Source organism: Pseudoalteromonas sp. Cn5-37 (assembly GCF_021532495.1).
Lineage (GTDB): Bacteria > Pseudomonadota > Gammaproteobacteria > Enterobacterales > Alteromonadaceae > Pseudoalteromonas > Pseudoalteromonas simplex.
The window spans coordinates 1-24,097 of the sequence record NZ_JAKGBA010000036.1; the positions used below are offsets into that span (position 1 = coordinate 1).

Annotated in this window: 25 protein-coding genes; 15 read left to right on the forward strand and 10 right to left on the reverse strand. The window is 39.6% G+C overall.

Annotation, left to right across the window (positions count from 1 at the left end):
* The first annotated feature begins 505 nt into the window (after positions 1-505).
* The 4 genes from L1266_RS20155 to L1266_RS20170 all read left to right on the forward strand — a co-directional run bounded on the left by L1266_RS20155 (position 506) and on the right by L1266_RS20170 (position 4,339).
* Entirely contained in the window at positions 506-1,252 is a 747-nt protein-coding gene (locus tag L1266_RS20155; RefSeq protein ID WP_138599863.1) for a CPBP family intramembrane glutamic endopeptidase, read from the forward strand.
* Between the two features lie 95 nt (positions 1,253-1,347).
* Positions 1,348-2,070 (forward strand): hypothetical protein, encoded by a 723-nt coding sequence (locus L1266_RS20160; protein ID WP_194442777.1) that lies wholly within the window; start codon positions 1,348-1,350, stop codon positions 2,068-2,070.
* An 822-nt stretch (positions 2,071-2,892) separates the two neighbouring features.
* Positions 2,893-3,474: an acyl carrier protein phosphodiesterase gene (locus L1266_RS20165; protein WP_235378222.1), complete on the forward strand. Its 582-nt coding sequence runs from the start codon at positions 2,893-2,895 to the stop codon at positions 3,472-3,474.
* Between the two features lie 328 nt (positions 3,475-3,802).
* Positions 3,803-4,339, forward strand: a complete 537-nt coding sequence (locus L1266_RS20170; RefSeq protein ID WP_235378223.1) for a hypothetical protein — start codon at positions 3,803-3,805, stop codon at positions 4,337-4,339.
* Positions 4,340-4,494: 155 nt separating this feature from the next.
* On the opposite strand, the gene L1266_RS20175 is transcribed toward L1266_RS20170, so the two are convergent.
* Together L1266_RS20175 and L1266_RS20180 are read right to left on the reverse strand one after the other, a co-directional pair.
* Positions 4,495-4,803, reverse strand: a complete 309-nt coding sequence (locus L1266_RS20175) for a hypothetical protein (RefSeq protein ID WP_054560743.1) — start codon at positions 4,801-4,803, stop codon at positions 4,495-4,497.
* Positions 4,804-4,846: 43 nt separating this feature from the next.
* Positions 4,847-5,794, reverse strand: coding sequence for a GlxA family transcriptional regulator (locus L1266_RS20180; RefSeq protein WP_235378224.1), 948 nt, complete (start codon positions 5,792-5,794; stop codon positions 4,847-4,849).
* A gap of 119 nt (positions 5,795-5,913) precedes the next feature.
* On the opposite strand from L1266_RS20180, the gene L1266_RS20185 reads away from it, so the two are divergent.
* Positions 5,914-6,450 (forward strand): cysteine hydrolase family protein, encoded by a 537-nt coding sequence (locus L1266_RS20185; protein WP_166339219.1) that lies wholly within the window; start codon positions 5,914-5,916, stop codon positions 6,448-6,450.
* Here L1266_RS20185 and L1266_RS20190 read toward each other — a convergent pair.
* The gene (locus tag L1266_RS20190) at positions 6,431-7,330 is read right to left on the reverse strand and encodes a LysR family transcriptional regulator (protein ID WP_235378225.1); all 900 of its coding nucleotides are present in this window, start codon (positions 7,328-7,330) and stop codon (positions 6,431-6,433) included. The two genes, L1266_RS20185 and L1266_RS20190, sit on opposite strands and share 20 nt — an antisense overlap.
* 106 nt (positions 7,331-7,436) lie before the next feature.
* Between L1266_RS20190 and L1266_RS20195 the strand changes: the two genes are divergently transcribed.
* The 4 genes from L1266_RS20195 to L1266_RS20210 all read left to right on the forward strand — a co-directional run bounded on the left by L1266_RS20195 (position 7,437) and on the right by L1266_RS20210 (position 10,414).
* A complete protein-coding gene (locus L1266_RS20195; protein WP_235378226.1) occupies positions 7,437-7,988 on the forward strand; it encodes a DJ-1/PfpI family protein in 552 nt (183 codons plus the stop codon).
* Positions 7,989-8,045: 57 nt separating this feature from the next.
* On the forward strand, positions 8,046-8,270 hold the full coding sequence (locus L1266_RS20200) for a hypothetical protein (RefSeq protein ID WP_235378227.1): 225 nt from the start codon (positions 8,046-8,048) through the stop codon (positions 8,268-8,270).
* Between the two features lie 43 nt (positions 8,271-8,313).
* On the forward strand, positions 8,314-9,468 hold the full coding sequence (locus L1266_RS20205) for an iron-containing alcohol dehydrogenase (protein ID WP_054551915.1): 1,155 nt from the start codon (positions 8,314-8,316) through the stop codon (positions 9,466-9,468).
* Positions 9,469-9,586: 118 nt separating this feature from the next.
* Positions 9,587-10,414, forward strand: coding sequence for a hypothetical protein (locus L1266_RS20210; RefSeq protein WP_187489978.1), 828 nt, complete (start codon positions 9,587-9,589; stop codon positions 10,412-10,414).
* Positions 10,415-10,436: 22 nt separating this feature from the next.
* On the opposite strand, the gene L1266_RS20215 is transcribed toward L1266_RS20210, so the two are convergent.
* Positions 10,437-10,910, reverse strand: a complete 474-nt coding sequence (locus tag L1266_RS20215) for a YqhA family protein (protein WP_054551913.1) — start codon at positions 10,908-10,910, stop codon at positions 10,437-10,439.
* Positions 10,911-11,040: 130 nt separating this feature from the next.
* Here L1266_RS20215 and L1266_RS20220 point away from each other — a divergent pair, with 130 nt between their 5' ends.
* Positions 11,041-11,826 (forward strand): hypothetical protein, encoded by a 786-nt coding sequence (locus L1266_RS20220; protein WP_235378228.1) that lies wholly within the window; start codon positions 11,041-11,043, stop codon positions 11,824-11,826.
* Between the two features lie 69 nt (positions 11,827-11,895).
* On the opposite strand, the gene L1266_RS20225 is transcribed toward L1266_RS20220, so the two are convergent.
* Both L1266_RS20225 and zigA read right to left on the reverse strand, forming a co-directional pair.
* Positions 11,896-12,564 (reverse strand): DUF1826 domain-containing protein, encoded by a 669-nt coding sequence (locus tag L1266_RS20225; RefSeq protein WP_235378229.1) that lies wholly within the window; start codon positions 12,562-12,564, stop codon positions 11,896-11,898.
* Positions 12,564-13,760: a zinc metallochaperone GTPase ZigA gene (gene zigA, locus L1266_RS20230; RefSeq protein ID WP_235378230.1), complete on the reverse strand. Its 1,197-nt coding sequence runs from the start codon at positions 13,758-13,760 to the stop codon at positions 12,564-12,566. Before zigA ends, L1266_RS20225 begins: the two co-directional genes overlap by 1 nt.
* A gap of 173 nt (positions 13,761-13,933) precedes the next feature.
* On the opposite strand from zigA, the gene L1266_RS20235 reads away from it, so the two are divergent.
* Positions 13,934-14,932 carry a Kelch repeat-containing protein gene (locus tag L1266_RS20235; RefSeq protein ID WP_235378231.1) on the forward strand — a complete coding sequence of 333 codons (999 nt, stop codon included), beginning with the start codon at positions 13,934-13,936 and terminating at the stop codon, positions 14,930-14,932.
* A 90-nt stretch (positions 14,933-15,022) separates the two neighbouring features.
* Positions 15,023-16,024 (forward strand): family 43 glycosylhydrolase, encoded by a 1,002-nt coding sequence (locus L1266_RS20240; RefSeq protein WP_058585593.1) that lies wholly within the window; start codon positions 15,023-15,025, stop codon positions 16,022-16,024.
* A gap of 67 nt (positions 16,025-16,091) precedes the next feature.
* Here the strand turns inward: L1266_RS20240 and L1266_RS20245 are convergent, their stop codons facing one another.
* The gene (locus tag L1266_RS20245) at positions 16,092-16,901 is read right to left on the reverse strand and encodes a DUF2306 domain-containing protein (protein WP_235378232.1); all 810 of its coding nucleotides are present in this window, start codon (positions 16,899-16,901) and stop codon (positions 16,092-16,094) included.
* Positions 16,902-17,128: 227 nt separating this feature from the next.
* On the opposite strand from L1266_RS20245, the gene L1266_RS20250 reads away from it, so the two are divergent.
* Positions 17,129-18,265, forward strand: coding sequence for a helix-turn-helix domain-containing protein (locus L1266_RS20250; protein ID WP_235378233.1), 1,137 nt, complete (start codon positions 17,129-17,131; stop codon positions 18,263-18,265).
* 3 nt (positions 18,266-18,268) lie between these two features.
* Here L1266_RS20250 and L1266_RS20255 read toward each other — a convergent pair whose 3' ends face one another.
* Entirely contained in the window at positions 18,269-19,996 is a 1,728-nt protein-coding gene (locus tag L1266_RS20255) for a response regulator (RefSeq protein WP_235378234.1), read from the reverse strand.
* A 1-nt stretch (position 19,997) separates the two neighbouring features.
* Positions 19,998-20,537 (reverse strand): heme NO-binding domain-containing protein, encoded by a 540-nt coding sequence (locus L1266_RS20260; protein WP_138599878.1) that lies wholly within the window; start codon positions 20,535-20,537, stop codon positions 19,998-20,000.
* Between the two features lie 277 nt (positions 20,538-20,814).
* Here L1266_RS20260 and L1266_RS20265 point away from each other — a divergent pair, with 277 nt between their 5' ends.
* Positions 20,815-22,401, forward strand: coding sequence for an RICIN domain-containing protein (locus tag L1266_RS20265; protein ID WP_235378235.1), 1,587 nt, complete (start codon positions 20,815-20,817; stop codon positions 22,399-22,401).
* Between the two features lie 57 nt (positions 22,402-22,458).
* On the opposite strand, the gene L1266_RS20270 is transcribed toward L1266_RS20265, so the two are convergent.
* Positions 22,459-23,607 (reverse strand): hypothetical protein, encoded by a 1,149-nt coding sequence (locus L1266_RS20270; protein WP_235378236.1) that lies wholly within the window; start codon positions 23,605-23,607, stop codon positions 22,459-22,461.
* A gap of 264 nt (positions 23,608-23,871) precedes the next feature.
* Here L1266_RS20270 and L1266_RS20275 point away from each other — a divergent pair, with 264 nt between their 5' ends.
* Complete coding sequence (locus L1266_RS20275) at positions 23,872-24,012, forward strand: hypothetical protein (RefSeq protein ID WP_235378237.1); 141 nt, start codon at positions 23,872-23,874, stop codon at positions 24,010-24,012.
* The last annotated feature ends 85 nt before the right edge of the window (positions 24,013-24,097 follow it).

The following is a 24,097-nucleotide window of genomic DNA, read 5'->3' on the forward strand; positions in this document are numbered from 1 at the left end:
GTAGCGCGAAGTGCCTCGGTGTACTTTGTGGTTCAATATTTTTTTCACAAAGAGAAAAGAATGAGAAATAAATGAGATAGACCAAAAGAGTATTTTGTTTTTTCCTCTAAAGCGCAGCGTCTCTTATTCTCTTTGTGAATATTATTTTTAAATGCTGTTTTTCTCTGTGTAGCGCGAAGTGCCTCGGTGCTCTCTGTGGTTCAATATTTTTTTCACAAAGAGAAAAGAATGAGAAGTAAATGAGATAAACCAAAAGAGTATTTTGTTTTTTCCTCTAAAGCGCAGCGTCTCTTATCCTCTTTGTGAATATTATTTTTAAATGCTGTTTTTCTCTGTGTAGCGCGAAGTGCCTCAGTGTACTTTGTGGTTCATATACTTTGAAAATAAAAATATGCTCAATGTGAATTTGAACTCAAACAAATATCTGTTTAATAGGTTGTTTTTGTGTTTATCATAGAAATTAAACAATAATAAAGTTTGGGCTGCATGCTCACCAAGGACGGTTATGCCAGATATGTATTTTGGAATACTCGCCAATTTAGGCGTGGTTCTGTTACTCGTTTTAATTTTAAAAGCATTCAGTAAAGTAACTATAAACTTAACTTGGCTGCTTGCTACTCTGTTAATTCTATTTTGTTATTTCTTAGCTTTATTCAAAGGTAAAGAGTTCATTTCCTTAGATTTACTCTTTACAGATCTTAAATGGAATTGGTCAGGTAAAATCGTCGCTATTACTCTTTGGGCTTTGGTTTTGGCTTTATTAGCTGCTTTTAAAAGTGACTTTAAAATCAAGGACGCTGGTTTTACTCTTAGACAAAATGAAGGCTCTATTAAGCCTGCACTCGTTGTTTTAACCCTGTTTGTTGCGTTGCAGATTATTGTAACGCTTAGCCTTGGTAACGGACCAAATTTCGATTTTGAAACGCTACTCTATCAAGCTCTTATTCCTGGGTTAGATGAAGAACCAATGTTTAGAGGGGTTTTATTATTTTGTTTTTCGTTGGCTGTTGTTTCATCGCGCATTAACTTTTTTGGCTCGCCAATAAACATTGCAGGGTTACTTTTGGTTTTATTATTTGGTCTAGTTCATGGGGTTATGCATATAGATGGTGAGTGGCATTTGTCTGCATTCAGAATCGTACTAACTGGGAGTTATGGATTTATTTTGCTGTGGTTAAGAGAGCGTACTGGTAGCCTTGTTTTTCCAATTGTAGCGCACAATATGGTTAACTTTGTTGGGCAGTTAGTTTAGTACATGAAGGTAAAGTAAATATACTATCAAGTACATAGGTTGGCTTAATAGGAAAGTAATGGCAAAATTGTGTTTTAAAAATGGAAACTTAAATAATGGATTATAATCAGCCACTTTCGAAGCACTCCCTAGATTTAAACCTGAACGACCGAGTTTGGTTTAGATATTCAACTTTCTATGAAAAGACAGTTTTACAAGCAGACTCTAATACAAAACTAAAGTCGCTACCGGGCCTAGCTGTGCTGTCGGGCGGAGCTGAATTTTTATTTTTCTTTATGACTATCGCTATTGCTGTAATGAGCCTAGTGCTTCAAGAAACGATGCAGCCGATACCTGCTTTTTTAACTTGTGTGAGTTGTTATCTCTGTGTATTTGTTATCAAGCGAATTGTGATTTATAACAAATTTGGATTTGGTCGTAAGTGGATTATGAGTATATCTAAAGACTCACTCGAAATAGATAGGCGAGCAATAGAGGGCAAAGCTTCAAAAGTTTTGCAAATCGCTAAGGGCGATATTCAAGAAATCATTTTTAATTATACTTTTCACGGTAGAAGTGGTCATATTGTGAACGAAAAAACGGCCAATTTACACGCTTGTGAAATTCATCAAAAAAGTGGCGATGTTGTTACGCTAGATAGTATGCGAGTAGGTCTTTTTGATGTGCTGTACCTTTTAAAATTCCACGAATACCCGCTACTATTCAGAAGTACAACTTCAAGCGGTGCAGGTAATATAGTTATTTTGATTATGCGGTTAATTTCTCTTTCTGCGATCATATCGGCTCTTGTCATGTTGGCATTTAATTTAAAGTCATAAAGGTGAGTTATTTGTATGGCTATTAGCTGGTAGGTTGGTTAGAGTGGGGTGAAACTCAACGTTTGGAGCCATCAGCTTTCAGCCGTCAGCTATCAGATTGAAAAGTTAGCGAGATGCGAGGTGTAGGAGGCGTTTTAACGTCGAAAAAATGGAGATATTAGATATCAGTCGTTAGAAGTCAGATTAAAACAACAGAGCTGTAAGCTTTAAGCTATAAGTCAGATCAGCCTGCACGCAGTTTCAGTGAAATGCATACCCGTAGGCGTGAAATTTATTTCGCGCGATGCTTATCTAAACCACAGAAGCAAGATGTAGGTCGGGCTTTAGCCCGTCAATGTTAGCGATTATGTGTCGCCATAAATGACGACCTACAGTGCTTGATTCATTAGCTCGTAGGTTGGTTAGAGCGGGGTGAAACTCAACGTTTGGAGCCATCAGCTTTCAGCCGTCAGCTATCAGATTGAAAAGTTAGCGAGATGCGAGGTGTAGGAGGCGTTTTAACGCTGAACAGGTAGCAGCGGGTTTACCCCGCGTAATTTACAGTTTTATCTGTGTAGCGCGAAGCGCCTCGGTTTACTCTGTGGTTCAATATTTTTTTGCACAAAGAGAAGACAATGAGAAGTGAATGAGTAACCCAACAAAACCATCAATTTTTTAATAATTCCTCTTAAGCGCAGCGTCTCTTTTCCTCTTTGTGAGTATTCAGTGGATTACGCGATATAAAATCGCCGCTACACTCTTGCTAATCCGCAACTCGTGCCCCTAGACCCTTTCACCTGTATTCTTTTACAATGCATAAAATGACTTTTTTTAGAGAATGCGTTGAACTACTTGGCTCACCTTTATTTAGCACAACCGACGGCTGATTCACATTTTGGTAATTTGCTGGGGGACTTTGGTGGGCGTCGGTATTCTGCGCAGTTACCCAATACGGTTAAAAATGGCCTTGAAAATCATTATTTGGTTGATAGGTTTACTGACTCACATCCCCTTGTAAAAGAGGCTAAGCAGTACTTTTCGCCAGCACGTAAACGCTTTGCAAGTGTCGCCATTGATGTAGCGTTCGATCACTTTCTAATTCAGCATTGGCAGCGGTTTAATGACCAACCATTAGCTGAATTCAAACAGCACAGTTATGGGCTTTTAAATGCTAGGCAAGCCATGATGCCTTCGCGTATGCAGCAAGTTGTGACTAGTATGACCAACAATGATTGGTTTAAAGAATATGAAACACTCGATGGGGTCGGCCTTGCCCTTGATAACATCGCCAAGCGTATTCGCTTTGCTAATAACTTTGCAGGAGCCGCTGACGATATAGCCCGCCACTACCAACAATTAGACGCGGTGTTTTTAACGTTTTTCCCTGAGCTGGTTGAGCATGTGAAGCAAATGGGTGTGGAATGAGTCCGCGAGTTGCGAGAGTAAAGTTAGCGAGTTTGAAAGGGAAATATACGAGTTTCGAGGGACGAGATACGAGGTGTAGGAGGCGTTAGAAGATATTAGATATCAGTCGTTAGAAATCAGATTAAATCAAAAGAGCTTTAAGCTATAAGTTTTTAGTTTATTGTGTCTGCACATCGCTATGACTAAACACGTTACTGTAGGCGTGAAACTTATTTCGCGCGAAATCTTAAACAGAGTCCACGGCAAGTCATTAAAATCATAGTAAAAAGATAATATCTGATGATTATTATCTTGACCCTAACTTAATTGGCGGTAAATATGTTAATGCTTGATTGAACTTGAACAAGCGAAAAACAGATACCAATTACAAATCATCTCGCATCAAATAGATGCCTTTAATATGAACGTTTTAAAAGAATTAGAAGTAATTAAGAAAGACAAAAATAAAGAATACTTGATAAAAAGATACTTATTAGAAAGCTGTGTAAAATTATCCCGTTTTAGGTCTGGGGAAAGCTTTAGTCGAAACATGAAAGTAGCCCGGAGCTTTTTAAAAGGTGTGGCAACTAAAAAGCAAATGCATCAAGCTGAATGGGAAATTGAAGGAAATGCATTTTCCACCGAGTATTATTCCGAAGCTGGGACAAGTGTTTATTTCAGAGTTAATGAGGATGTACGTAAAGACTTAATTCATGTCCGAATCTCGACGGGGCTTAAAAACAAAGAATCGAAAGATTATTTGAAGGAAATGGCTTACTTCATTGACCATGCCTTTTGTTTTATTCAATATCCCGGTAATTGGCTATTTGATGAGGGGGCAGAAAAATTTTTATGCCCCAGATTGTTCAAGCGTTATTTTGGATAGTTAGAAAAATGGGGTCAGGCGTTTTTTTGCTTAACCGCTTCTGCTTACCCAAAACCAATACAATGCTGCTAGCACCTAGCACCTGTGATCATTCCTACGCGATATAAAATCGCTGCTACAATCTTGCTAACTTGCTAACTCGCAACTCACCTCATTTAATCGTCTGGGCCTTTTAGGGTAAACACTAAATGCCTGCGCATGTCTTTTAAAATCACGCCTTTTTTCAGCATTGCACCACTTAGGCGTTTTTGCCATTTTAATAGCTCTGGGGTCGCTGCATCGAGTGTTTGCTGGTTTTCAAATTGAAAACATAATAGCAATGAGCCTGGGAATAAGTGGTATTCCACATCAAACCAGCATTGCAACATGCCTTCAAGTTCTGCACGACCTTGCTCTTCAAGGGCATCGGCAACATTTAATACAAGGGCTTGCTGTTTTAATTGTACTTTAGAAAGCTTTTTCATTTAAAAACCAAAATCGAGTCGAAAAACTAATTATACCTAAGCTTCATGCTTGGCGGAATGCATTACGCCAGTCTCGCGGTGATAAACCAAACTGAGAGCGAAAATGGTGACGTAAAGTAACAGATGAGCCAAAGCCGCATTGCTCGGCTAAATGTTCTAGAGGTAAATCAGTTGACTCAAGAAGTCGCTGCGCGTGGTTTAAACGTTGATTTAACAGCCACTGCCCAACGCTCTGTCCAGTAAGCGATTGAAAGTGGCGGGTAAAGGTGCGTCGGCTCATGTGCATTTGCTCTGCGAGTGTATCAATCGTATGGTTGCTAGCTAAGTTTTTTTGCATCTGTTCAAGCAAGCTTGCTAAACGCTCATCAGCAACATTTTGCGGGACGGGTAGGGCAATAAATTGTGCTTGCCCGCCAGTGCGATACGGCGCAGTTACCATCATTCTGGCAATAGCATTAGTTTGCTCGCTTCCTAAAAATTTGCGAACTAAATATAAGCAACAATCAATGGCTGCCGCTGTTCCTGCCGATGTATATAGCCGATTATGTTCAAGGTAAAGCACTTGATTGTTAAGTTTCACTTTTGCAAAGCGCGCTTTGAAGTCATCGCTGTATGCCCAGTGGGTAGTTGCTTCAATATTATCTAAAAGCCCAATGTGCGCTAACGCATAAGCGCCTAAACAAAGCCCTACAATTATAGCGCCACGGCTATGCGCGTTTAGCAAACTGGTTGCTAATTCTTTAGAGGGGGCTGTTTCAGGTGATGGCCAAGACGGAATAATTATAATATCTGCCTGATCAAACTTTGTTATTGAGTGATGCGCTTGAATATCAAACCCCGCGCTTGAGGGCATTACAGCTTTACTTTCGCTGCACACTGCTAAGTTAAATTCTTTAATACCAGCTGAGCGAGCGCCTTCACCAAACACCATGCATGGTACTGCAAGGTGAAATGGACTGATATTTGGAAATGCTAATACTGCAACATTCATGGTAAAGCCTTATCAAACACTTTGGCCCAATATTATCGATAAATGGTGTTTGGGTCACTGTTTGATACGTTAAAAATTCAGCAAACTAGGCGTCAATACAATGAAAAAGGGTTTATACAATGACAAACACAGCATTACTAATTATCGACTTACAGAGTGATTACTTTGAGGATGGCGCGTTTCCTTTATGGCAGGCTAAACAAGTAAAAGATCAGCTCGTCGATGTGATAAAACAAGCCACAGAGCGCGGGGTTTTACCTATTCATATTCAGCATGTTGCTGATCCTTCTCAGGGTTTAGCGCCATTTTTTAATGAAGGTACAGAAGGTGTTGATATTCATCCTGATATTTTAAATGCAGCACCAGAAGCCCCTGTGGTTGTAAAACACTATGCAGACAGCTTTCATCAAACTAATTTAGAAGATGTTTTAAAGCAGCATGGTATTAAAAAACTTTTGATCGCAGGTATGATGACGCAAAACTGTGTAACTCATACAGCTATCTCAGAGCAAGCTAAAGAGTACGATGTGGCAGTTTTAACAGATGTGTGTACCACAGTATCTGAAATGCTACATTTAATCGCACTAAATGCGCTTGCCCCACGAGTAAAACTGCTAGACGCAAAGCAAGCCTTGCTTAGTTTGCAAAGTAATTAATATTTGCAAAGGCCGAAATAACATCTTTGGCAAATGCAATACGGGGGTGTTTTAATGCCCCTTTGTTCCAAACTAAGTAAATTATGTTTTCTGGGCCTTCGGGCCCTAGTTGCACAAGCTCCCCGGCTTTTATCTGATCGCGACAAAGGTAATCGGGTAATACAGAATAACCAATACCTGAACGAATAATATTGCTAATAGCACGTATATCTGGGCAAATAGCAATGACGTTTGAGTGGCATTTTGCGTTGAATACAGCTTCAAAGTATTGTCTTATCAAAGGCAGTTCTTCATCATAAGCAACGACATTGTAGCTTGAGAGTAAATCTGCGGTAATGGCGCTGTCTTTGATTTCTCGGCCATGTAAACGGTTCATCACCAAAATGAGCTTTTCTTTGTCGAGCACAAGGCTATCAAATAGTGCTGGATCAGGCGCTGATGCGGCAATAGCAATATCTGCAGTACCTGATTGCAAGGCATCAAAAATTCTCACTTTATTACCAATATGCAGAACAAGATTTACATTGCCAGATTGCAGTAAGCTGGCAATTTGTGGCCCCGATACACTACTAATATATTCGGCAGGTCCTGCAATATTAACAGTGCCATGCGCGGCATCAGAACGTGCCCGTATCGACATGATTTTTTGCTCTAATATATCGATATGACCAGAAACCTGCAGCGCTAGATCATGTGCTGCAGCGGTCGGAGTAACACCGCGGGCTTTGCGCTCAAATAAAGATTTACCAACGACTGACTCCATTGCTTGAATATGAGAAGTCACTGAAGGCTGAGATAAGCCTAAATTAGCCGCAGCCTTCGTAATATTTTTACAACGATAAACTTCAACAAAGGTTTTTAATTGCGTGAGATAAGACATGTAACTGTACGAGCCATAAATATTCTGATTGCTCCTCTTAATTTATCCGAATTCTATTCGCCCCGCAAACCCACTATGATAGCTTCACTTTCTAAGAGGATGAGTTATGAAAAAGATATTACAGCGACTAACGCTTGTTGCTGCATCAACTATGTCGATGTTTGCAGTGGCGGGTGAAGGCGAAGTATTGGTTATTTTATCAAGTGAAACAACCATGGACTTAGCTGACGGCCAGAGCATCGAAACAGGCTACTACCTAAATGAGTTTGGTGTGCCAGCAAAAGCATTAGTTGATGCGGGTTATGAGCTTGTACTTGCAACACCTAAAGGTAATGCGCCTCAAGTAGATAAAAAATCAGTGAGCACCGATTACTTTGATGGTGATGAAGCTAAAATGCAGAGCATTCAGCGTTTTGTAGCATCACTTCCTGATATCAATGATACCGCGAGTTTGAGCGAAATTTTAGCGGGTGACTTAAGCCAATATGAGGCTGTGTTTATCCCTGGAGGCCATGCACCTTTAATTGATTTAGCAAACAACCCAGAAGTGGGTGAGATTTTGCGTCATTTTAATAAGCAAGGTAAACCAACAGCGGCAATTTACCATGGCCCAATTACGTTGTTGTCGGCACAAGTTCAGCCAAATTCTTATTATTAAGCAATAAAAGATGGCGAAAAGGCAGCGGCCAACAACTGGATTTATGACGGCTATAAAATGACTATTTTTTCAGACCCTGAAGAGCGTGTTTTTGAAAGCAGTTTAGAAGGTAAAAAGCTTAAGTTTTATCCAGCTATGGCAATGGAAAACGCCGGTGGAAATATGGCATTCGCTAGTGAGTGGCAGCCTAATGTGGTTGTTGACCGCGAACTGATTACGGGGCAAAACCCGTTTTCAGATAAATTATTAGCAGAAAAACTTTTAGAAATGTTAGCTAAGTAAATTAGCTAATTAGCAATTTAAACCTAATTTAAGGGGCATTTAAATGTTGAACTTTATTTATAAAAATCAAACCGAAATTTTGTTTGGTAAAGGTCAAATGAGTGAGATCACGTCACGTTTACCAGAAAACGCTAAAGTACTATTACTTTTTGGTGGTGGCTCAATAAAGAAAAACGGCGTTTACGACCAAGCAATGAGTGCATTAGCCGATGTTGATGTTATAGAGTTTGGTGGTGTTGAACCTAACCCAACATACGAAACACTGATGCAAGCTGTGGCAAGTGCTAAAGAGCATAATGTTAACTTTATTTTAGCTGTTGGCGGTGGCAGTGTTATTGATGGCGCTAAGTTTGTTGCAGCAGCTTATAACTTTGCAGGTGAGCCGTGGGATATCCTTGTTAAAGGTGCTGAGTTTAGTAACCCGCTTCCTATTGGTGCAGTATTAACTTTACCTGCAACTGGCTCTGAGAGTAACGGCAACTCAGTGGTTACTAAAAAAGAGACGTCGCAGAAACGTGCTTTTTCATCACCGAGTGTGCAACCAGTTTTTGCAGTACTTGATCCTGAATATACTTTTTCGTTACCTGAGCGCCAAGTAAGTAATGGTGTTGTAGATGCGTTTGTACACGTTATTGAGCAGTACTTAACTTACCCAGTAAATGCACCATTACAAGACCGCTTTGCAGAAGGTATTTTACAAACTTTGATCAGCGAAGGACCTAAAGCGCTGAGCGAGCCACAAAACTATGATGTTAGAGCCAATGTTATGTGGTCGGCTACAATGGCACTTAATGGTTTGATTGGTCAGGGTGTACCGCAAGATTGGTCTACACATATGATTGGTCATGAATTAACAGCCCTTTACAATCTTGATCACGCACAAACGCTGGCGATAGTTTTACCTGCACTAATGCATGTTCAAAAAGAGCAGAAGTCTATTAAAATTCAGCAGCTTGGTGAGCGAGTGTTTGGTTTTAATTATAGCGATGAAGCTGAACAAATCGATAAAACGATTAAAGCAGTGCAAGACTTCTTCGAAGCAATGGCTGTGAAAACACGCCTTGCTGATTATGACCTTGATGAACAAGCAATCGACGCGGTTGTTAATAACTTAGAAAAGAATGAGTTAACTACGCTAGGTGAACACGGTGATATTGATTTAGCGAAAGTTAAGCAAATATTAGCGCTTGCACTTTAGGGCTTAAATTTAAAGGCGTAACATAAGCTGTTACGCCTTTTTAAAAAATTGAAGACGTTTAATTCTATTGCATAAGCTAGTAAAATCTAGGCAATAAATTATCGATAAAAATCACACCATGAAACTTACCCATTTATTTTCAAGCGCTTGTTTAGCTTTATCTTGCTTTGTCTATGCAGAACCTGCAAAGTTTTATGCTAATGAAGCATTGCAAAAACAAACGCCAACAGCATACGCGCTCAGTGAATCTAATATTCCTTGGTTAGAGCAAGCACATAAGCAAAGACAACTTGATGCAGAAAAACTGGTCAACGCCTTAAAGCAAAATAAAGCGCTTTATAAAAAGTTAATGAACTGGGAAGCGCTATCGTTTGAGCAGCGAATGGCTTTACTACCAGAGGTGTTTGCAATTGAAATTAAAAGCTTTGCTATTACAGCACCAACCTTGGTGATAAATAACACCTTGTATCCGCAAAGAGCAGTTAATTTTGTGTTTGATGTACGTTACCCAGGTGCAGGATTAGTTTATTTAAATCCAGATAAGCTCAAAGAGATGGAAGTTTATGCGCCATTAGCGTTTTTATTACACGAAACCCGCCATGCATACCAATTTCAGCTAGCCTTTAAAGAGCAAAACTTATTAGCAAAAGGTTACTTAAGTGCATTTAAAACGCAGAGTAACTTATCGGGCGCATCATTTAGTGATTTTTTAACACTACTTAATGAGTACGAGGCGTTTCAATTTGGTAATCAGGTACTTGAACTGCTCACTGATGGTAAGTTTGAATCAGCAATGATGGGCACGTTTGCTAGCCAATTTAATGAACATAACCACTTAAAAATTGATTTGCTCGAACTGGCTAAAGAACCCCAAAAGGGCAGTTTACTTGAGCGGTTTAATGCCGCGATGAAAGAGCAATATAAGCTACGTTACCCTGAAAAATAAACATAACGTATGTGAGTGTTCACTATTTCATTGAGCGCCATGCAAAGGTCGAGGCGGCAACCACAATCGCAATAGAAATACCAAGGTAGAGGGTTTCTATTGTGCCGCCAAACTCAACGGCGTGTTCTAAAAACAGAATCACCAAAATCACAGATGTTACCTGCACTAAAGTAATTTTTAAGTCATGAAAATCTTCGATATGAAAGGCGGCCAAAAACTGGCTGCTTTTTGTTGTTGAGGGCGATATAAATAGCCGGTACAGACTGATGGTAATGACTTGGAGAGTAATACCGATGAGTAATAGGTCGAGAATTTTTAAAAGCTCGACAATTAACTCTTTTCCTCCTTTTGCTGAGTCAGGTAGCGCGGTGATGGTGACTTTAACAACATTGAAAACGATATTCACACAGGCAATGTAAACGAGTAACGATGAAATGGCCGTGGTGAGAATCGCGATAATAACTAAAAACCGGCTATTTTGAAAAATGCGCTCCATATCAACTCACACAAATTAATTTCTTTAATATACGTAGTTTAGCTCGTTTTTGATTAATTACTGAACTTATTATATGCCAAGTTAAACCTAACTTATTAGTTCTTTTAGTATTTACTCGTAAGGTCGGGTTGTGTATAAGTTTAAGGAACAACGAAAGTTGTTCTTATTAAGCTTTATTTTAAAAGGGATGTTTATGGGTTCTATGGCTAAGCACTTACTGGAACTGGATTTAAATGATAAAAAATGGTTTCGATATGCAGCCTTTAAAGGAAAATCATCACTAACCGAAGATTCATTAACAGAACTAGAGTCTTTGCCAGGCTTAGCGACGTTATCAGGATGGGCCGAAGTGATTTTTGCGCTTATGGTATGCGCAATTTCACTATCTAGTTTTTATTTAGTAGATGCTGTTAAACCATGGTTGGCTTTTTTAATTTGCCTTACAAGCTTTTTATTGGTGTTTATTACCAAACGCATCATGACTTACAAGAAGTATGGCTTTGGTTCTAAATGGGCAATGAGCATAAGCAAGGATGAGCTTAAAGTTGATAAGTTGACGTTTAAAAAGCACCAAAATCGTCCCATCACAATTGCTAAAAATGAAATCGCAGAGGTGTTATTTCACTATACGATGGATCTAAAACGCAAACGAAAGTTTGGCGAACCCCGAGTTAGATTACCTACTTTGCATGTGTGTGAAATTCACTTAAAAAATGGTGATACTCATGAAATTGACGGGATGCGGGTAGGGCTTTTTAACGTATTATATTTAATGGTTTTTCATGGCTACCCATTAAGCTTTAAAGGCACTTTTGCTGGTGGTGCGGGGAATGTCTTAATTTTGTTACTAAGGATGTTTGCTCTATCAGCAATTGCAAGTGCGTTTAGTATGCTTTTCGTTAATTTAAAGCCATGAGCAGTTGTTGTGTGTTCTTGAATGAAATAGCGCCTATTAGAATTAATAGACGCAGTTGGTACGCTCGTATTAAGCAATAAAGTCGAGGGTTACAAGTAGCCGTTTTTCGCCAGCAGCGAGTGCTGGTGAGCGGTGCACAAGGCCTTTTCCTTCGTTATCTTGCCAAGTTTCGCCTTTTAATAAGGCTACATCACCCACATTTAGAGAGTGAATTTTAGCATTTGCTGTCATTAATCCTGATTCTTCATCGCTTAATCCTTGATGACCAGCGCCAAGTTTGGTGCGATCAAGTCCTGCATTTTGCAACCACTGCGAACCACTACCATAATATGTGCTGACTAACCGGCAAGGGACTTTATCAACATGAAAACGTGGGCACATGGCACGTTCAAGAACTCTTAAACGTAATCCGGTGCGCTTTAACTCAAATAAATAACAAAACATATCAACAAGCTGAGCGAGGTCGGCTTTAAGCTCTTTTGCTTGAGGTAGTTTTTCTAGGGCCTTATTTATGTCAGCCATGATTGTATTTTGATTGATCACAGCGTTAATACTGAGTTCTGGGTTGGCTGTAATACTCTCAGCTACTTCTGATTGCAGCTGTTCAGTTAAGTTACGCTGCCAAATTGCAATGTTATGCTCAGGTTTATAAATTTGTGAAAACACCACAGGGCTTAGCGCTGTTGCTGCCGCTGATGGTAGGTTATCAGTGTCATGTTCTAATGCGTAGGCTGTCATTATGCTTCCTCCCAAACAGGAAATGGATCGGGCAGGGTTTGCCAAAGCGCTTTGCCTGCTAATAGTTCATCGTCGCTAAGTAAGCAGTTATCGAGAGCTTGAATGATCGCTGCTTGATTGAGGTTTTGGCCAATAAAAACCAGCTCTTGGCGCATATCACCAAAGGGTTCTTGCCATACTTGGTTAATTGAATCTAAGTAGTCTCTATCTGTTGGCCACTGATCTTGCGGTAAGGCTTTCCAAAATATCCCGCCAAAACCATAGCGGGCTATGCCGCCAGCTTGATTCCATTGGCAAGCAAATTGTGGTCGAGAGGCTAACCAAAAGTAGCCTTTAGAGCGAAGTAGTTTGCCTTCGCGCTGATTGTGATGAATAAAGTTATAAAACTTTTCAGGGTGAAAAGGACGGCGGGCCCCGTAAGTAAAGCTGCTAATACCGTATTCTTCGGTTTCTGGGGTATGCTCGCCGCGTAGCTCTTTTAGCCAGCCAGGTGCTTGCTGAGCTTTTTCAAAGTTAAACAGGCCCGTGCCGAGAATTTTATTGATATCAACTTGGCCATTTTCAATGGCAATCAGTTCTGCTGAGGTATTTAATGAGCTTAAAATGGCTTTTAAGCTCTTGAGTTCATCGGCGCTAATTAAGTCTGTTTTACTAATTAAAATGACATCAGCAAACTCAACTTGATCAATGAGTAAGTCGGCCACGCTTCGCTCATCTTCTTCGCCTAAATGCTCGTTGGTTTCTTGTAAAAATTTGGCTTCGTTAAAGTCGTTTAAAAAGTTAACGGCATCAACGACCGTGACCATGGTATCAAGCCTTGCAACATCAGACAGTGACACGCCATTTTCATCGGCAAAGGTAAATGTTTCGGCAACAGGAAGGGGCTCTGAAATACCGGTTGACTCAATAACCAAATAATCAAATTGGCCTGTTTGCGCTAAAGCGCGTACTTCAATGAGTAAGTCTTCACGCAATGTACAGCAGATACAGCCATTGCTCATTTCTACTAGTTTTTCTTCGCCGCGGCTAAGCGAAACATCGTTTTTAACTGTTGCTGCATCGATGTTTATTTCGCTCATATCATTGACGATTACAGCCACTTTTTTGTCTTCACGGTTATTTAAAATATGGCTGAGCACAGTGGTTTTACCTGCACCTAAAAAGCCAGAGAGCACGGTGACGGGGAGTTTGCTCATAGTAGTGACCCTTAATAAGATTAAACAAAATACGGTTGAATGTTTTGTTATAATATATCAATTTAATATCATTTAGGAATAGTAATCGTTGTTCGAGTAAGACTATTTGGCAGTGTACGAATAGGTACAGCTGGCTTAGTCTTTAGCTAATCAACTGCTTATTAAGGATTTATATGCGCTTAGCCAAACTGTTGTTAGCATTTTCTATTACTTGTTTACCTTATACGTTATCGGCAAATGAGTCGTTAGCACCAAAGCTCCCTGAGGCTATACAAGAAATTTACCCTACAGTCATGAATCAACAGATTTGGGTTGCAGGAGGTATCTCTACCGAGCTGCCAGCATCAGCGGGTAAGATGACCGCAAAAGTTCATTTTTGGTCGCCTGAGTATGCAAGTTGGCAATCGGCCCCGAGTTTACCTGAAGGGCGTCATCACACGTATTTAATCGCAGTAGAAAACAGACTATTTGCTTTTGGAGGTTTTGTTAATAGCCAAGGTCAATGGACCAATAGCCGTGATGTGCTAATGCTAGATAAAGGTGCTAAAGCATGGCAAAAGGTGGCGAGTTTGCCTTTTGCATTAAGCGAAACGGTGGGTGCCGTGCTTAATGGTAAAGTGCATTTAGCTGGCGGTCGCAGCCCAAGCAGTGAGAAAAATGGACAATGGCAACATAGTTTAGATGTGAGTGCGCATTTAGTCTTTGATCCTAATAGCTTCACATTTACAGAAGCGGCTCCTCTACCTTCGGCTAGAAACAGTGCGGCGAGTGCTCAAGTAAACGGTCGTTGGTTTGTGCTAGGTGGCAGAACCGTTGGCGGTGAGCCTATCACTGACATGCTCGAATACTTACCCAATACAAACAGCTGGCAAGCACACGCAGCACTCCCTAAAGCACGAGCAGGGCATGCGGCAGCGGTTATTGATAATGCTATCACTGTGTTTGGCGGTGAACATAGCAAAGGAGTTGATCGTGAGGTTTTTAGCTATGATTTGTCTAAGCAGCAATGGCGCAAATCTTTCGAGTGGCAAACGCCACGCCACGGTTTAGGGGCTGTTACGTTAAACGGCCAAATTTGGCTAGTGGGTGGCGCCACAAAAGTAGGACTTTCTGAAACGAGCCGTGAAGTGAATAATGCAAATGTGCTGCTTGAAGGTATGAAAGGTTTATGATTACTGTCTGTTAAAAATAATGTTATATTTGTATTCTTACCAAAAAGTAATAAAATAATACAAATTAAAATTTAACGATCAGGTTTCAAGATGACATTACAAACAAATAGTCCGTTAGTAGAGCAGCGTGCCGATCCATTTGTGCATAAGCACAGCGATGGTTTTTATTATTTTACCGGTTCTGTACCAACTTATGATCGCATTGAACTTCGTAAGTCTGCGACATTAGAGGGCTTAAAAGACGCTGAAACCTTTGATATTTGGTTTAAACATGACAGCGGCCCGATGAGCCGTCATATCTGGGCGCCTGAAATTCATTACCTAGATGGAAAATGGTATATCTACTTTGCTGCCAGTGAAGAAGATGATATTTGGGCATTACGCCCGTATGTACTTGAGTGTAAAGGCCAAGATCCGCTAAATGATGAGTGGGTTGAGCTTGGCATGATGCAAGCGGCTGAGGGCGATGAAAAGTCGTTCACTGATTTTTCTTTAGATGCCACCATTTTTGAAAATAACGGTAAGCGCTACTTCTGCTGGGCAGAGAAAACCGGCGGTCAATTTGCTGCATCAAACCTGTATTTAGCTGAGATGGAATCTCCAATTAAGTTAAAAACAGCACAGTTTATGCTGACGACACCAGATTACGATTGGGAACGTGTCGACTTTTGGGTAAACGAAGGCCCGGCAGTACTTAAAAATAACGGTAAAATCTTCATTGCTTTCTCTGCAAGCGCAACAGGTGCATGTTACTGCATGGGCTATATGGAAGCCGATGAAAACAGCGATTTACTTGATCGTAATTCGTGGACTAAAACACGTATGCCTGTGCTTGAAACAAGTGTTGAAAAGAACATTTTCGGACCAGGTCATAACTGTTTTACAGTGGCTGAAGATGGTGAAACGCCACTGTGTATATACCATGCTCGTGACTATGAACACGCAGTTGGTGAGCCAAGTGTAGTGCCAAAAACAGACACTCGTCCACTTGAAGAGATTGTAAAAGATCCGCTTTACGATCCAAACCGCCACGCTCGAGTGATGGAAGTGAAATACGACGAAAACGGTCGTCCGCTATTTGAACTGTATTAATTTTATAGTGACGTAAAATTAGATCATAAAGCCACCAACTTAGGTGGCTTTATTGTATGAGAGTTAGTTAGCCAACAATCGCAGGGTACCAGTTTGCCAAAGTCACCCCAAATAAGCCGATTAAAAACACGATTGATATTAGCGTCATTAAACAGGCTGTGCCGATAGTGATAAACGTAATATTTGTACGAGCTGCATAGCGAACAAGCTCTGCTATTAAAAGTGGTACTAAGTAAGAGCAAAGGCTAACAGCAAGCACGGCAGGCCCAGTGAATGTGGCGGTATCGACGCCTAAAGTGCCAAATACTAAAAACCATGCAAATATCAGTAATCTAAAAAACAACACACCATTAGCCGCAAGATATAACCGTATAGCCCACTTTTGATGGGCATTGAAGTTACGCGCCCGCGCAGTTTTCACTGCAAATATACTTGATACAATAACCACTAAGCCGCCAAACATTGTCAGCGCATGCATTAAGGTATTACCAACGGTGCCCCTTACTATCATTAAATACATGCCAGCAAATGAAATACAGCAAGCTAAAACAACAAATACACGGCCATTGTAGCGATGGAATGCTCTGTATTTTGCCCTCAGTTTTTCAATGAGTTGTAAGCTTCCGCCAAGGATCATCACTACCGCAAATAACACATGCACTGCATACATCAAATTCCCTGTGGCATCATTAGCAACATAGGCGGTGTTATTAAGTCTGTTCCAACCTGATAGACCTTTAGTTAACCCTGTCATTCCATAACCAAGAATGAGGTAAATCACAAAGCAAGTTTGCGCCATTAGCAGGCTAATAAACCAAAGTTTTTTACTGTATTCGAGCGCTTTAAAAGGTGTGAGTTTGCTATTTTTGTTAAACATCATCAATTCCATTACATTTTTCTAATGCCGCTAATATAAAGGGCTAGAGCAAGATTTCTTCTCAAATTCGAAATTTGATCAATGAAATATTGTGTTTATTTTTGAGAGCTCACACAGGGTTTGACATATTCACTAACAAACTCTTTTTGCTATGTTGATCTTGAAAAAGTAAACTTATCTGATTGGTAAATAATTCATCAAACTCCCAATTTAAGGTATGTAGAGTTATGCAAAATACTTCCCCTTATTACTTACTCGTTTTTGTTTGTATGGGGCTCATGCTGCTAAATGGTATGAAAAAAGAGAAGAAGCTTATTCATTATCTGTTTGCTGTATTTTGCGGTTCGCTTTGCATGGTTGGGGTGCAAAAAATCAGTGCACCAAGTATTGGTGTTTACAGTTATTTAATCGGCTTATTTACCTGCGCAACTTGTAATATGGCTTGGCTTATCTCACGGACTTTATTTCGAGAGAAAAAGCCTATTACTAAGGTGCATATTGCAGTGGCAACTGCTATTGCGGGTTTAATTATGTTTAACCAAACTTGGCATTATTTGGTGAGTATTGATGTAGAGCTTTTCCCTGATAGCCAATTCATGTGGCGTTTAAAGCAAGGTATGGCCGAAATAACGGTGTTGCTATCTTCGAGTATTTTGGTGCTCTCTTTTTGGGAAGCATTACGAGGCTATAAAGAGAAAACGCAAACGCAAAAGTTGCAGGCAAATATTTTTGCTAGTTGCTACTTTTTAGCGGTATTTAATGCCAGCATTCTGCCTAAGTTTTTATTCAGTGAAAGTGAATTTCAACAATTTGAACCGCTTATAATTACCTCATCTGCATTGTTAATTGTACTTGCAATGCAGTTAGTGATGTTTTTGCAAAAACGTGCCCACAGCAGCGTGCCTGAAGCTGCTGATATTGAAGTGTTGAACTCTGAAAAGGTAGTGAAAGCTACCAATCAGACTGAACAATCTGACAATAAAGAGGTAGAATCTGAGCTTATTACTGGCATAGAAGCACTGATAAATAAGCAGGTATATTTGCAAACTAATTTGAAAATTTCTGATTTTGCCCAAGCATTAGCAGTACCTGAGTATAAGATCAGCCGGGCTATTCGTTATCATTTTAAAGCCGCAAACTTTAATTTATTTATTAATCAGTACCGAATACAGCATGCGCAAGGGCTGCTACTTAAAAACGAAGCAACTCATTGGAGTATACTCAGTATTGCAATGGAAAGTGGTTTTTCTTCGCTTGCTACTTTCAACCGTGTGTTTAAAAGCATTGTAGGGGTTAACCCAAATGAGTTTCGTAAGCAAAATAACTCATTAGTAGAACAAAAAATGATAGAGCTTACTGACTAGAAGTTACAGCTGCTTTTGCGTTAAATGCTCTGCAATGACCTCAAACATGGTTTGCACTTCTATTGGCTTGGCTATGTAACCTTGCATTCCTGATTCTTTCGCTTTGGTTAGGTCGGCTTCCATGGTGTTGGCGGTCATGGCGATGATTGGAATATGGGCAAACTTTGACTGCTGTTTGATTTTATTCGCTGCGGTATAACCATCCATTCTTGGCATTTGGCAGTCCATCAAAATACAATCGAAAGAGCCTTTTTCTACAGCTTCAATCGCTGCAATGCCGTCTTCTGCAATATCAACAACAAAGCCATTTGAGCGCAATATTTGCGATGCGACTTGTTGGTTAAGTGGGTTGTCTTCAACTAGCAGTATTTTTGAGCCTGCGAGCTTTTTAAAGCATGTGTTGTCGACACTGTTATCTTTTTTCGTGGCAATACCCATCACATGCTCAAGGGTTTTTAGTAAGTTTCCTTTTATAATCGGCTTTAAAAGTATTTCTTCAACGGTTTTATCTAGCGTACTTAGCGTGTCTTTAACTTCTTGGTTTTCAAAAGAAGCGAGAATAATGGTTTTTTTAATGTCGATAGAAAGCTGTTTTTTGAGGTTTTCTAAAATGTTATTTTGTTCACAGTTTAAAACGTGCCAATCTAAAAAAATAAAGTCGTAACTATGGCTAATATCGACCTCAGAGAGTTTTTCATCCATGCAATCAATAGTTTTTACATTGATGCTTAATGTGTTGAGCATGCTTTGGAGAATAGCTTCAGGTTGGCCGCTTTGCTCAATAATAAGAGCTCGCTTATGTTTGAAAATGTTTGTGTCGTGGCAGCTTTGCATACCCGATAGCGCAAATGACACATCAAAACTAAAGCAACTCCCTTTGTTTAATTGGCTTTTTACCTCAATGTGACCACCCATAAGCTCGATGATCTTTTTACTGATAACAAGACCTAGACCTGTACCGCCAAACTTACGTGTTGTTGAAACATCGGCTTGTGAAAAAGGCTTAAACACAGTATTTACTTGCTCTTGAGACATACCAATGCCTTGGTCAATGACCTGAAATTTAATACAAATAGAGGTATCGGTTTGTGACTCCTTTGTCATTTTTAGCGTGACATTTTGCTGGTTTGAAAACTTAATAGCATTGCTCAGTAAATTTAACAAAACTTGATTGAGCCTAAGTGCATCACCGATTAAAAATTCAGGAATATCATCGTCAATTTCAAAAATGACTTCGATGTTATTTTTCTCAATTAAGCTACTGGCTAAATTAGCTAGGTTAGCGAGAAAGTTGTTTAGATTAAAATCACTGTTTTCAAGTTCGAGCTTATTGGCTTCTATTTTAGAAAAGTCGAGAATGTCATTGATAATACCAAGCAGTGATTTGGCCGAGAGTTGGATTTTTTCAATGTAATCATATTGTTTGTCGGTTAATTCTGTATCAAGGGCGAGGTGGGCCATGCCTAGAATTGCATTCATTGGCGTACGGATTTCGTGACTCATATTCGCTAAAAACATCGATTTAGCTTGGTTGGCGGCATCGGCTAACTCTTTGGCTTTATTTAAATCCTGGGTGCGAATGATGACTTCTTGTTCTAGATTTTCGGCTGCATGTTTTAGCGTCATATTGGCTTCATATAACTCTAAGGATTTTTGTTCTAAAAGCGCTTCGGCTTCTTTTCGAGCCTGGCGCTCTCGTTCTATTCTACGTTTATAGAGTTCTTCATCCACATTAAGCTTCTTTTGTTAGAGTAAAAGTGGCAGATTGATAGTTATCCTCAATCTCGCTTTTAACGGTAATAACTTCATTGAAATGTTCGCATGCTCCCTCAATTAAGCCCTCAGCTAGACATGCAAATGGGTTACCAGAGCGATAAAACATTTGCATTTCGTTCTGGCTAATTCGTTTAGTTTCAAAGCTTGGTAATTCAGCGTCGTTGTAGAGCTTTTTAACCTCAATATGTACGTGTTGGTCAATGGTATCAAGGAATTCAAAAGTACTTTCGACACTATCAAAAAAGTGTGGAAATAAAACAAAAAAACGCTTTAACAAATACTTACCATAAGCATGAACTAGTTCATCAACGGGCTTATTTATGTGATTGCTTAATGAACTGACCAACATTAACAGCTCTTTATTGTCGTAGTTTCCAACGCTGGTGTAAGCGCCGTTTGAAGTAAGTGAGTTTTCTTCAATGATTTTGTCTGCGACCTCATAAGAAAACTCATTTTCGACCATTTCTAAAAACTCGGTAAAGACGATACCTTTCATATAATTGGCCTAATGATTTTTCATACTTAAAGTTTAGATATAAACAAGAGTTTTACAATTTTTATGTATCAAACTTTAGTATGGCTAGCGATAAAATCAGCTATTAAGTTTTTGGCTTTAAATAACACAGACTTTGTCGGGAGTTGTAGCTATGTAGTTTTCAGATGGTTTATTAGTTTTTTTTACAAAAAATAAACATTAATTGTGTTTTTGGGTACATGCAGGTAGTCTATCTTTATAGGTAATTTAATATTATAAATAGTTAAGGAAGATAGTCTTGAAGATTTACAGCTCAACTAAGTTGTTAGTGAAAACATTAATAGTACTTTTGTGCTTTACTCAACATACCTTACAGGCACGAGAATGTAGTGCTATGCCAGAATCTGGCAATGTATACTCTGTAATTAATAGGGGGTCTGGCCTTGCACTTGATGTAAATACCAGTGATTCTAGCTCAGCCCCGAATATTATTAGCTACGAATACTGGGGTGGAAATAACCAAAAGTTTCAGCTTATTCAAGAAGCAGATGGCTATTGGATTATTCGCTCTAAATTTAATAATAAAGTTCTTGATGTGTTGAACTCATCGCAATCAAATGGTGCAAATATAATTGCTTATGATGATTGGCAAGGAGCAAATCAACGTTGGTTGTTAAAAGCATCTTCATCGGGCGGCTTCAATATCGTTAATAAGTTAACCGGTAAATCTTTGACAGTTGCAGGCTCAAATAATACTGCAAATGTTTATCAAAATGATGATGCTGGGATCAGTTCACAAAGATGGTTTATTAATCCAGTAAATGGCGACTGTGGGACTACAGGAACCACTCCTAGTGACTTAATAGGCTTTGCATCTCAAGCAGGCCAAGATGGATTGAGCACAACGACCGGTGGTGGGAATAACACAGCCATCACAGTATATAGCTGTGATGATTTAAGTACGGCGTTGAGTTCTGGCTCTGCTGCGGTTATTCAGGTTCCAGATAACACCGTGATTGATTGTAGAACCGCCAATAGAACGGTGCCAGCTTGCCCACTTGATTGTGGCCAATGGGGTGATTACGGTAAAACTTGGTACAGAATACCTGTTGGTAATCAAAGCTGTAGTGAGTTGGGAAGTAGCTCAAACTCAACCGTGAATGTTACCCGCAATGATAGACGTATTATTGTGCAATCAAATAAAACGCTGCAAGGGTTAGGTAAAAACTCGAAAATAATTGGTGCCAGCCTCGTTATCAGTAATCAACGAAATATTATTATTAAGAACATTATGCTTGAGGATATTAACCCTGCGCTTGTTGAAGCTGGTGATGCTATTTCAATAGATGATAGTAGTCATGTATGGGTTGATCACATGGCATTTAATAAAATAAGTGATGGATATATTGATGTAGACAATAGTCAAAACGTTACTTTAAGTTGGAATCGTTTTTACGGGCATAACACGCAAGTTTGCGCTAACCAGCATTGGTATACTCATTTATTCAGAAACTCTCAAATAACAGCGCATCACAATTTTTGGGATACAGCAGCAGGGCGAAATCCTAAAGTCGATGGCTATAATTCACGTGTGCATATGTTTAATAATTACTGGAAGAACATTACTTACTTCTCAATTAGTGCAGGTAATGGCGCTGAGGTTTTAGTAGAAAACAATTACTTTGAAAATTCAGCAAAACCGCACTGGAATCAAGGCTCGGGTTATTTTAGTGCTTCAGGAAATATTTACACTGGAAGATCAGCAACTGATCAATATCGTGATAGCGGAGCTGCGGTATTTGGTGATGTTCAACTTTACCCATACCGCTTGGATGATCCAAATTCTTTGGGCAGTAAAGTGAATGGCGGAACAGGCCCACAATAAATACTTATTGTGAGTTGGAAAAAGCTCAGCTATTACTAAATAGCTGAGCTTAACGTTTTAAATTGCAACTAAGCTTTGCTCCAGCATCGCTTTAATTTGCTTAACAATTTTAGCTTCTGTCTCGGGCTCAAATTGCTGAATACGTGGGGTGTGAATATGCCCTGTAGGGATGTCTGAATTAAGCTCATCACGCAGGCGAATACTACGGTACGAGATTTCATTTGATAAGTAGCCGCCACCACCGCCTTTTACTGCAATCGCACCTTCTAACTCTTTAAGTGATTTTGGCTCAAATGCTTTTTCAAGCGTAACGACTTTATGATTGTCGTTGATTGGGAATGGCCCTTTGGCTTTTTGCATCTGCTTAACTGGTAAGCTAAAAGTGACAAATTCATTGCCCGGAAGAGGGCGGTCGTTAAGGCTCGAAATTTTCGGTGCAGTTGCTGTGCCGCCATACACAATATTGGCGTTATCGGGCGCCGTTACACTGCGGCGTTTACCCGGAAAGCGTTCAAGGTCAAAGTCTTTGCTGCCCATACTGATAGTGGCAATCATATCGACATTGTTAAGTGCATAATATGGCGCAAGTAATGATTCGATAATACCTTGGTCAAAGTCTTCGTAGCGTACTGGCACCATCACCGTATTGATCTCAGCGCTAATGCCATTGTAATTAATTACTTGGCCATCAAGTAATAATGCCGCAACACCTGATGGGTTACTTTGATTAATATTTCTATCTAATAAGAATGGATCAAAACCAGTAATTAAAATGCGTTTGTCGGTTTTTTTACTGTAATCAAGGTCGGTGCGGCCACGGCTGCCATTTTCGAGCATTGTTAATAACGCGGTTTGTTCACTGTTGGTCATTGCAAACTGGGGTTTGCTGGTACGAATAATCTTGCTTGAAAGTAAGCGAGCCCAATACAGCTCTCGGTCGTCGAAGCTGTTGGTTTTAATTATACGTGCTTTGGCATCGCGCCATAATTGTTTAGCGTAATCATCAATAAGATCACTTGCTTGCTGATAACTAGCAGCAGCTTGCCACTGTTTTTCAAATTGGTTTACTTCATCAGAAAAAGCACTCAACACCTTTGGCATGGCTTTGCTGGCTTTTTCAATACGCAGTTCTTCAACGGTTAAATTGGCTGCAAATGCAGTAAATGACGTGACAATTAAGCTGGTGGCAAGTAAAACTTTTTTCATGATTATCCTATTTAGTTACAGCACGTTTAGTAGGCTTGCCTTAACTATCCTATGGATAAATGCCAAGCGCAAATAAAATCGCTCAAAACAGAATTAGAGAAATAATGAATGAACAGAGATAGCGCTTTTGCTCAATACTTTATCTCAAAGGAAGGACTTTAAATGTTCGATATGAGTTAATTTATTATCGTTTTTCGATAATTTTTGTTTGTTTTTTAACTTTTTCAGTGCCATAGTAGTTTTTTTACTAGAAGGATCGTGAAAATGAAATTTGGTTCTATAGCAATCGTTTCGCTGATTGTGTTGTTATTAACTGGTTGTACGACAATTAAAGTTGAGGAGTCTCACTTTTTGTATCCGGATGGCCTTGTTGATCAAATGCAGCTCTCTAATAAACTCACTTAACTTACTGATATTTAGGCAGACCAAGGGTGTTGATCTTATTTAGCGCCTTCACTTTGATCATCGCTTCAACCAGTTGGCGATTGTA

Coding starts and splice junctions, on each gene's coding strand:
- L1266_RS20225 (WP_235378229.1), bottom strand. CDS start 12,564: ATGACAGCCTACGCATTAGAACATGACACTGATAACCTACCATCAGCG.
- L1266_RS20275 (WP_235378237.1), top strand. CDS start 23,872: ATGAAATTTGGTTCTATAGCAATCGTTTCGCTGATTGTGTTGTTATTA.
- zigA (WP_235378230.1), bottom strand. CDS start 13,760: ATGAGCAAACTCCCCGTCACCGTGCTCTCTGGCTTTTTAGGTGCAGGT.
- L1266_RS20270 (WP_235378236.1), bottom strand. CDS start 23,607: ATGAAAAAAGTTTTACTTGCCACCAGCTTAATTGTCACGTCATTTACT.
- L1266_RS20240 (WP_058585593.1), top strand. CDS start 15,023: ATGACATTACAAACAAATAGTCCGTTAGTAGAGCAGCGTGCCGATCCA.
- L1266_RS20235 (WP_235378231.1), top strand. CDS start 13,934: ATGCGCTTAGCCAAACTGTTGTTAGCATTTTCTATTACTTGTTTACCT.
- L1266_RS20205 (WP_054551915.1), top strand. CDS start 8,314: ATGTTGAACTTTATTTATAAAAATCAAACCGAAATTTTGTTTGGTAAA.
- L1266_RS20160 (WP_194442777.1), top strand. CDS start 1,348: ATGGATTATAATCAGCCACTTTCGAAGCACTCCCTAGATTTAAACCTG.
- L1266_RS20190 (WP_235378225.1), bottom strand. CDS start 7,330: ATGTCTTATCTCACGCAATTAAAAACCTTTGTTGAAGTTTATCGTTGT.
- L1266_RS20250 (WP_235378233.1), top strand. CDS start 17,129: ATGCAAAATACTTCCCCTTATTACTTACTCGTTTTTGTTTGTATGGGG.
- L1266_RS20245 (WP_235378232.1), bottom strand. CDS start 16,901: ATGTTTAACAAAAATAGCAAACTCACACCTTTTAAAGCGCTCGAATAC.
- L1266_RS20200 (WP_235378227.1), top strand. CDS start 8,046: ATGACTATTTTTTCAGACCCTGAAGAGCGTGTTTTTGAAAGCAGTTTA.
- L1266_RS20155 (WP_138599863.1), top strand. CDS start 506: ATGCCAGATATGTATTTTGGAATACTCGCCAATTTAGGCGTGGTTCTG.
- L1266_RS20180 (WP_235378224.1), bottom strand. CDS start 5,794: ATGAATGTTGCAGTATTAGCATTTCCAAATATCAGTCCATTTCACCTT.
- L1266_RS20185 (WP_166339219.1), top strand. CDS start 5,914: ATGACAAACACAGCATTACTAATTATCGACTTACAGAGTGATTACTTT.
- L1266_RS20215 (WP_054551913.1), bottom strand. CDS start 10,910: ATGGAGCGCATTTTTCAAAATAGCCGGTTTTTAGTTATTATCGCGATT.
- L1266_RS20210 (WP_187489978.1), top strand. CDS start 9,587: ATGAAACTTACCCATTTATTTTCAAGCGCTTGTTTAGCTTTATCTTGC.
- L1266_RS20260 (WP_138599878.1), bottom strand. CDS start 20,537: ATGAAAGGTATCGTCTTTACCGAGTTTTTAGAAATGGTCGAAAATGAG.
- L1266_RS20195 (WP_235378226.1), top strand. CDS start 7,437: ATGAAAAAGATATTACAGCGACTAACGCTTGTTGCTGCATCAACTATG.
- L1266_RS20175 (WP_054560743.1), bottom strand. CDS start 4,803: ATGAAAAAGCTTTCTAAAGTACAATTAAAACAGCAAGCCCTTGTATTA.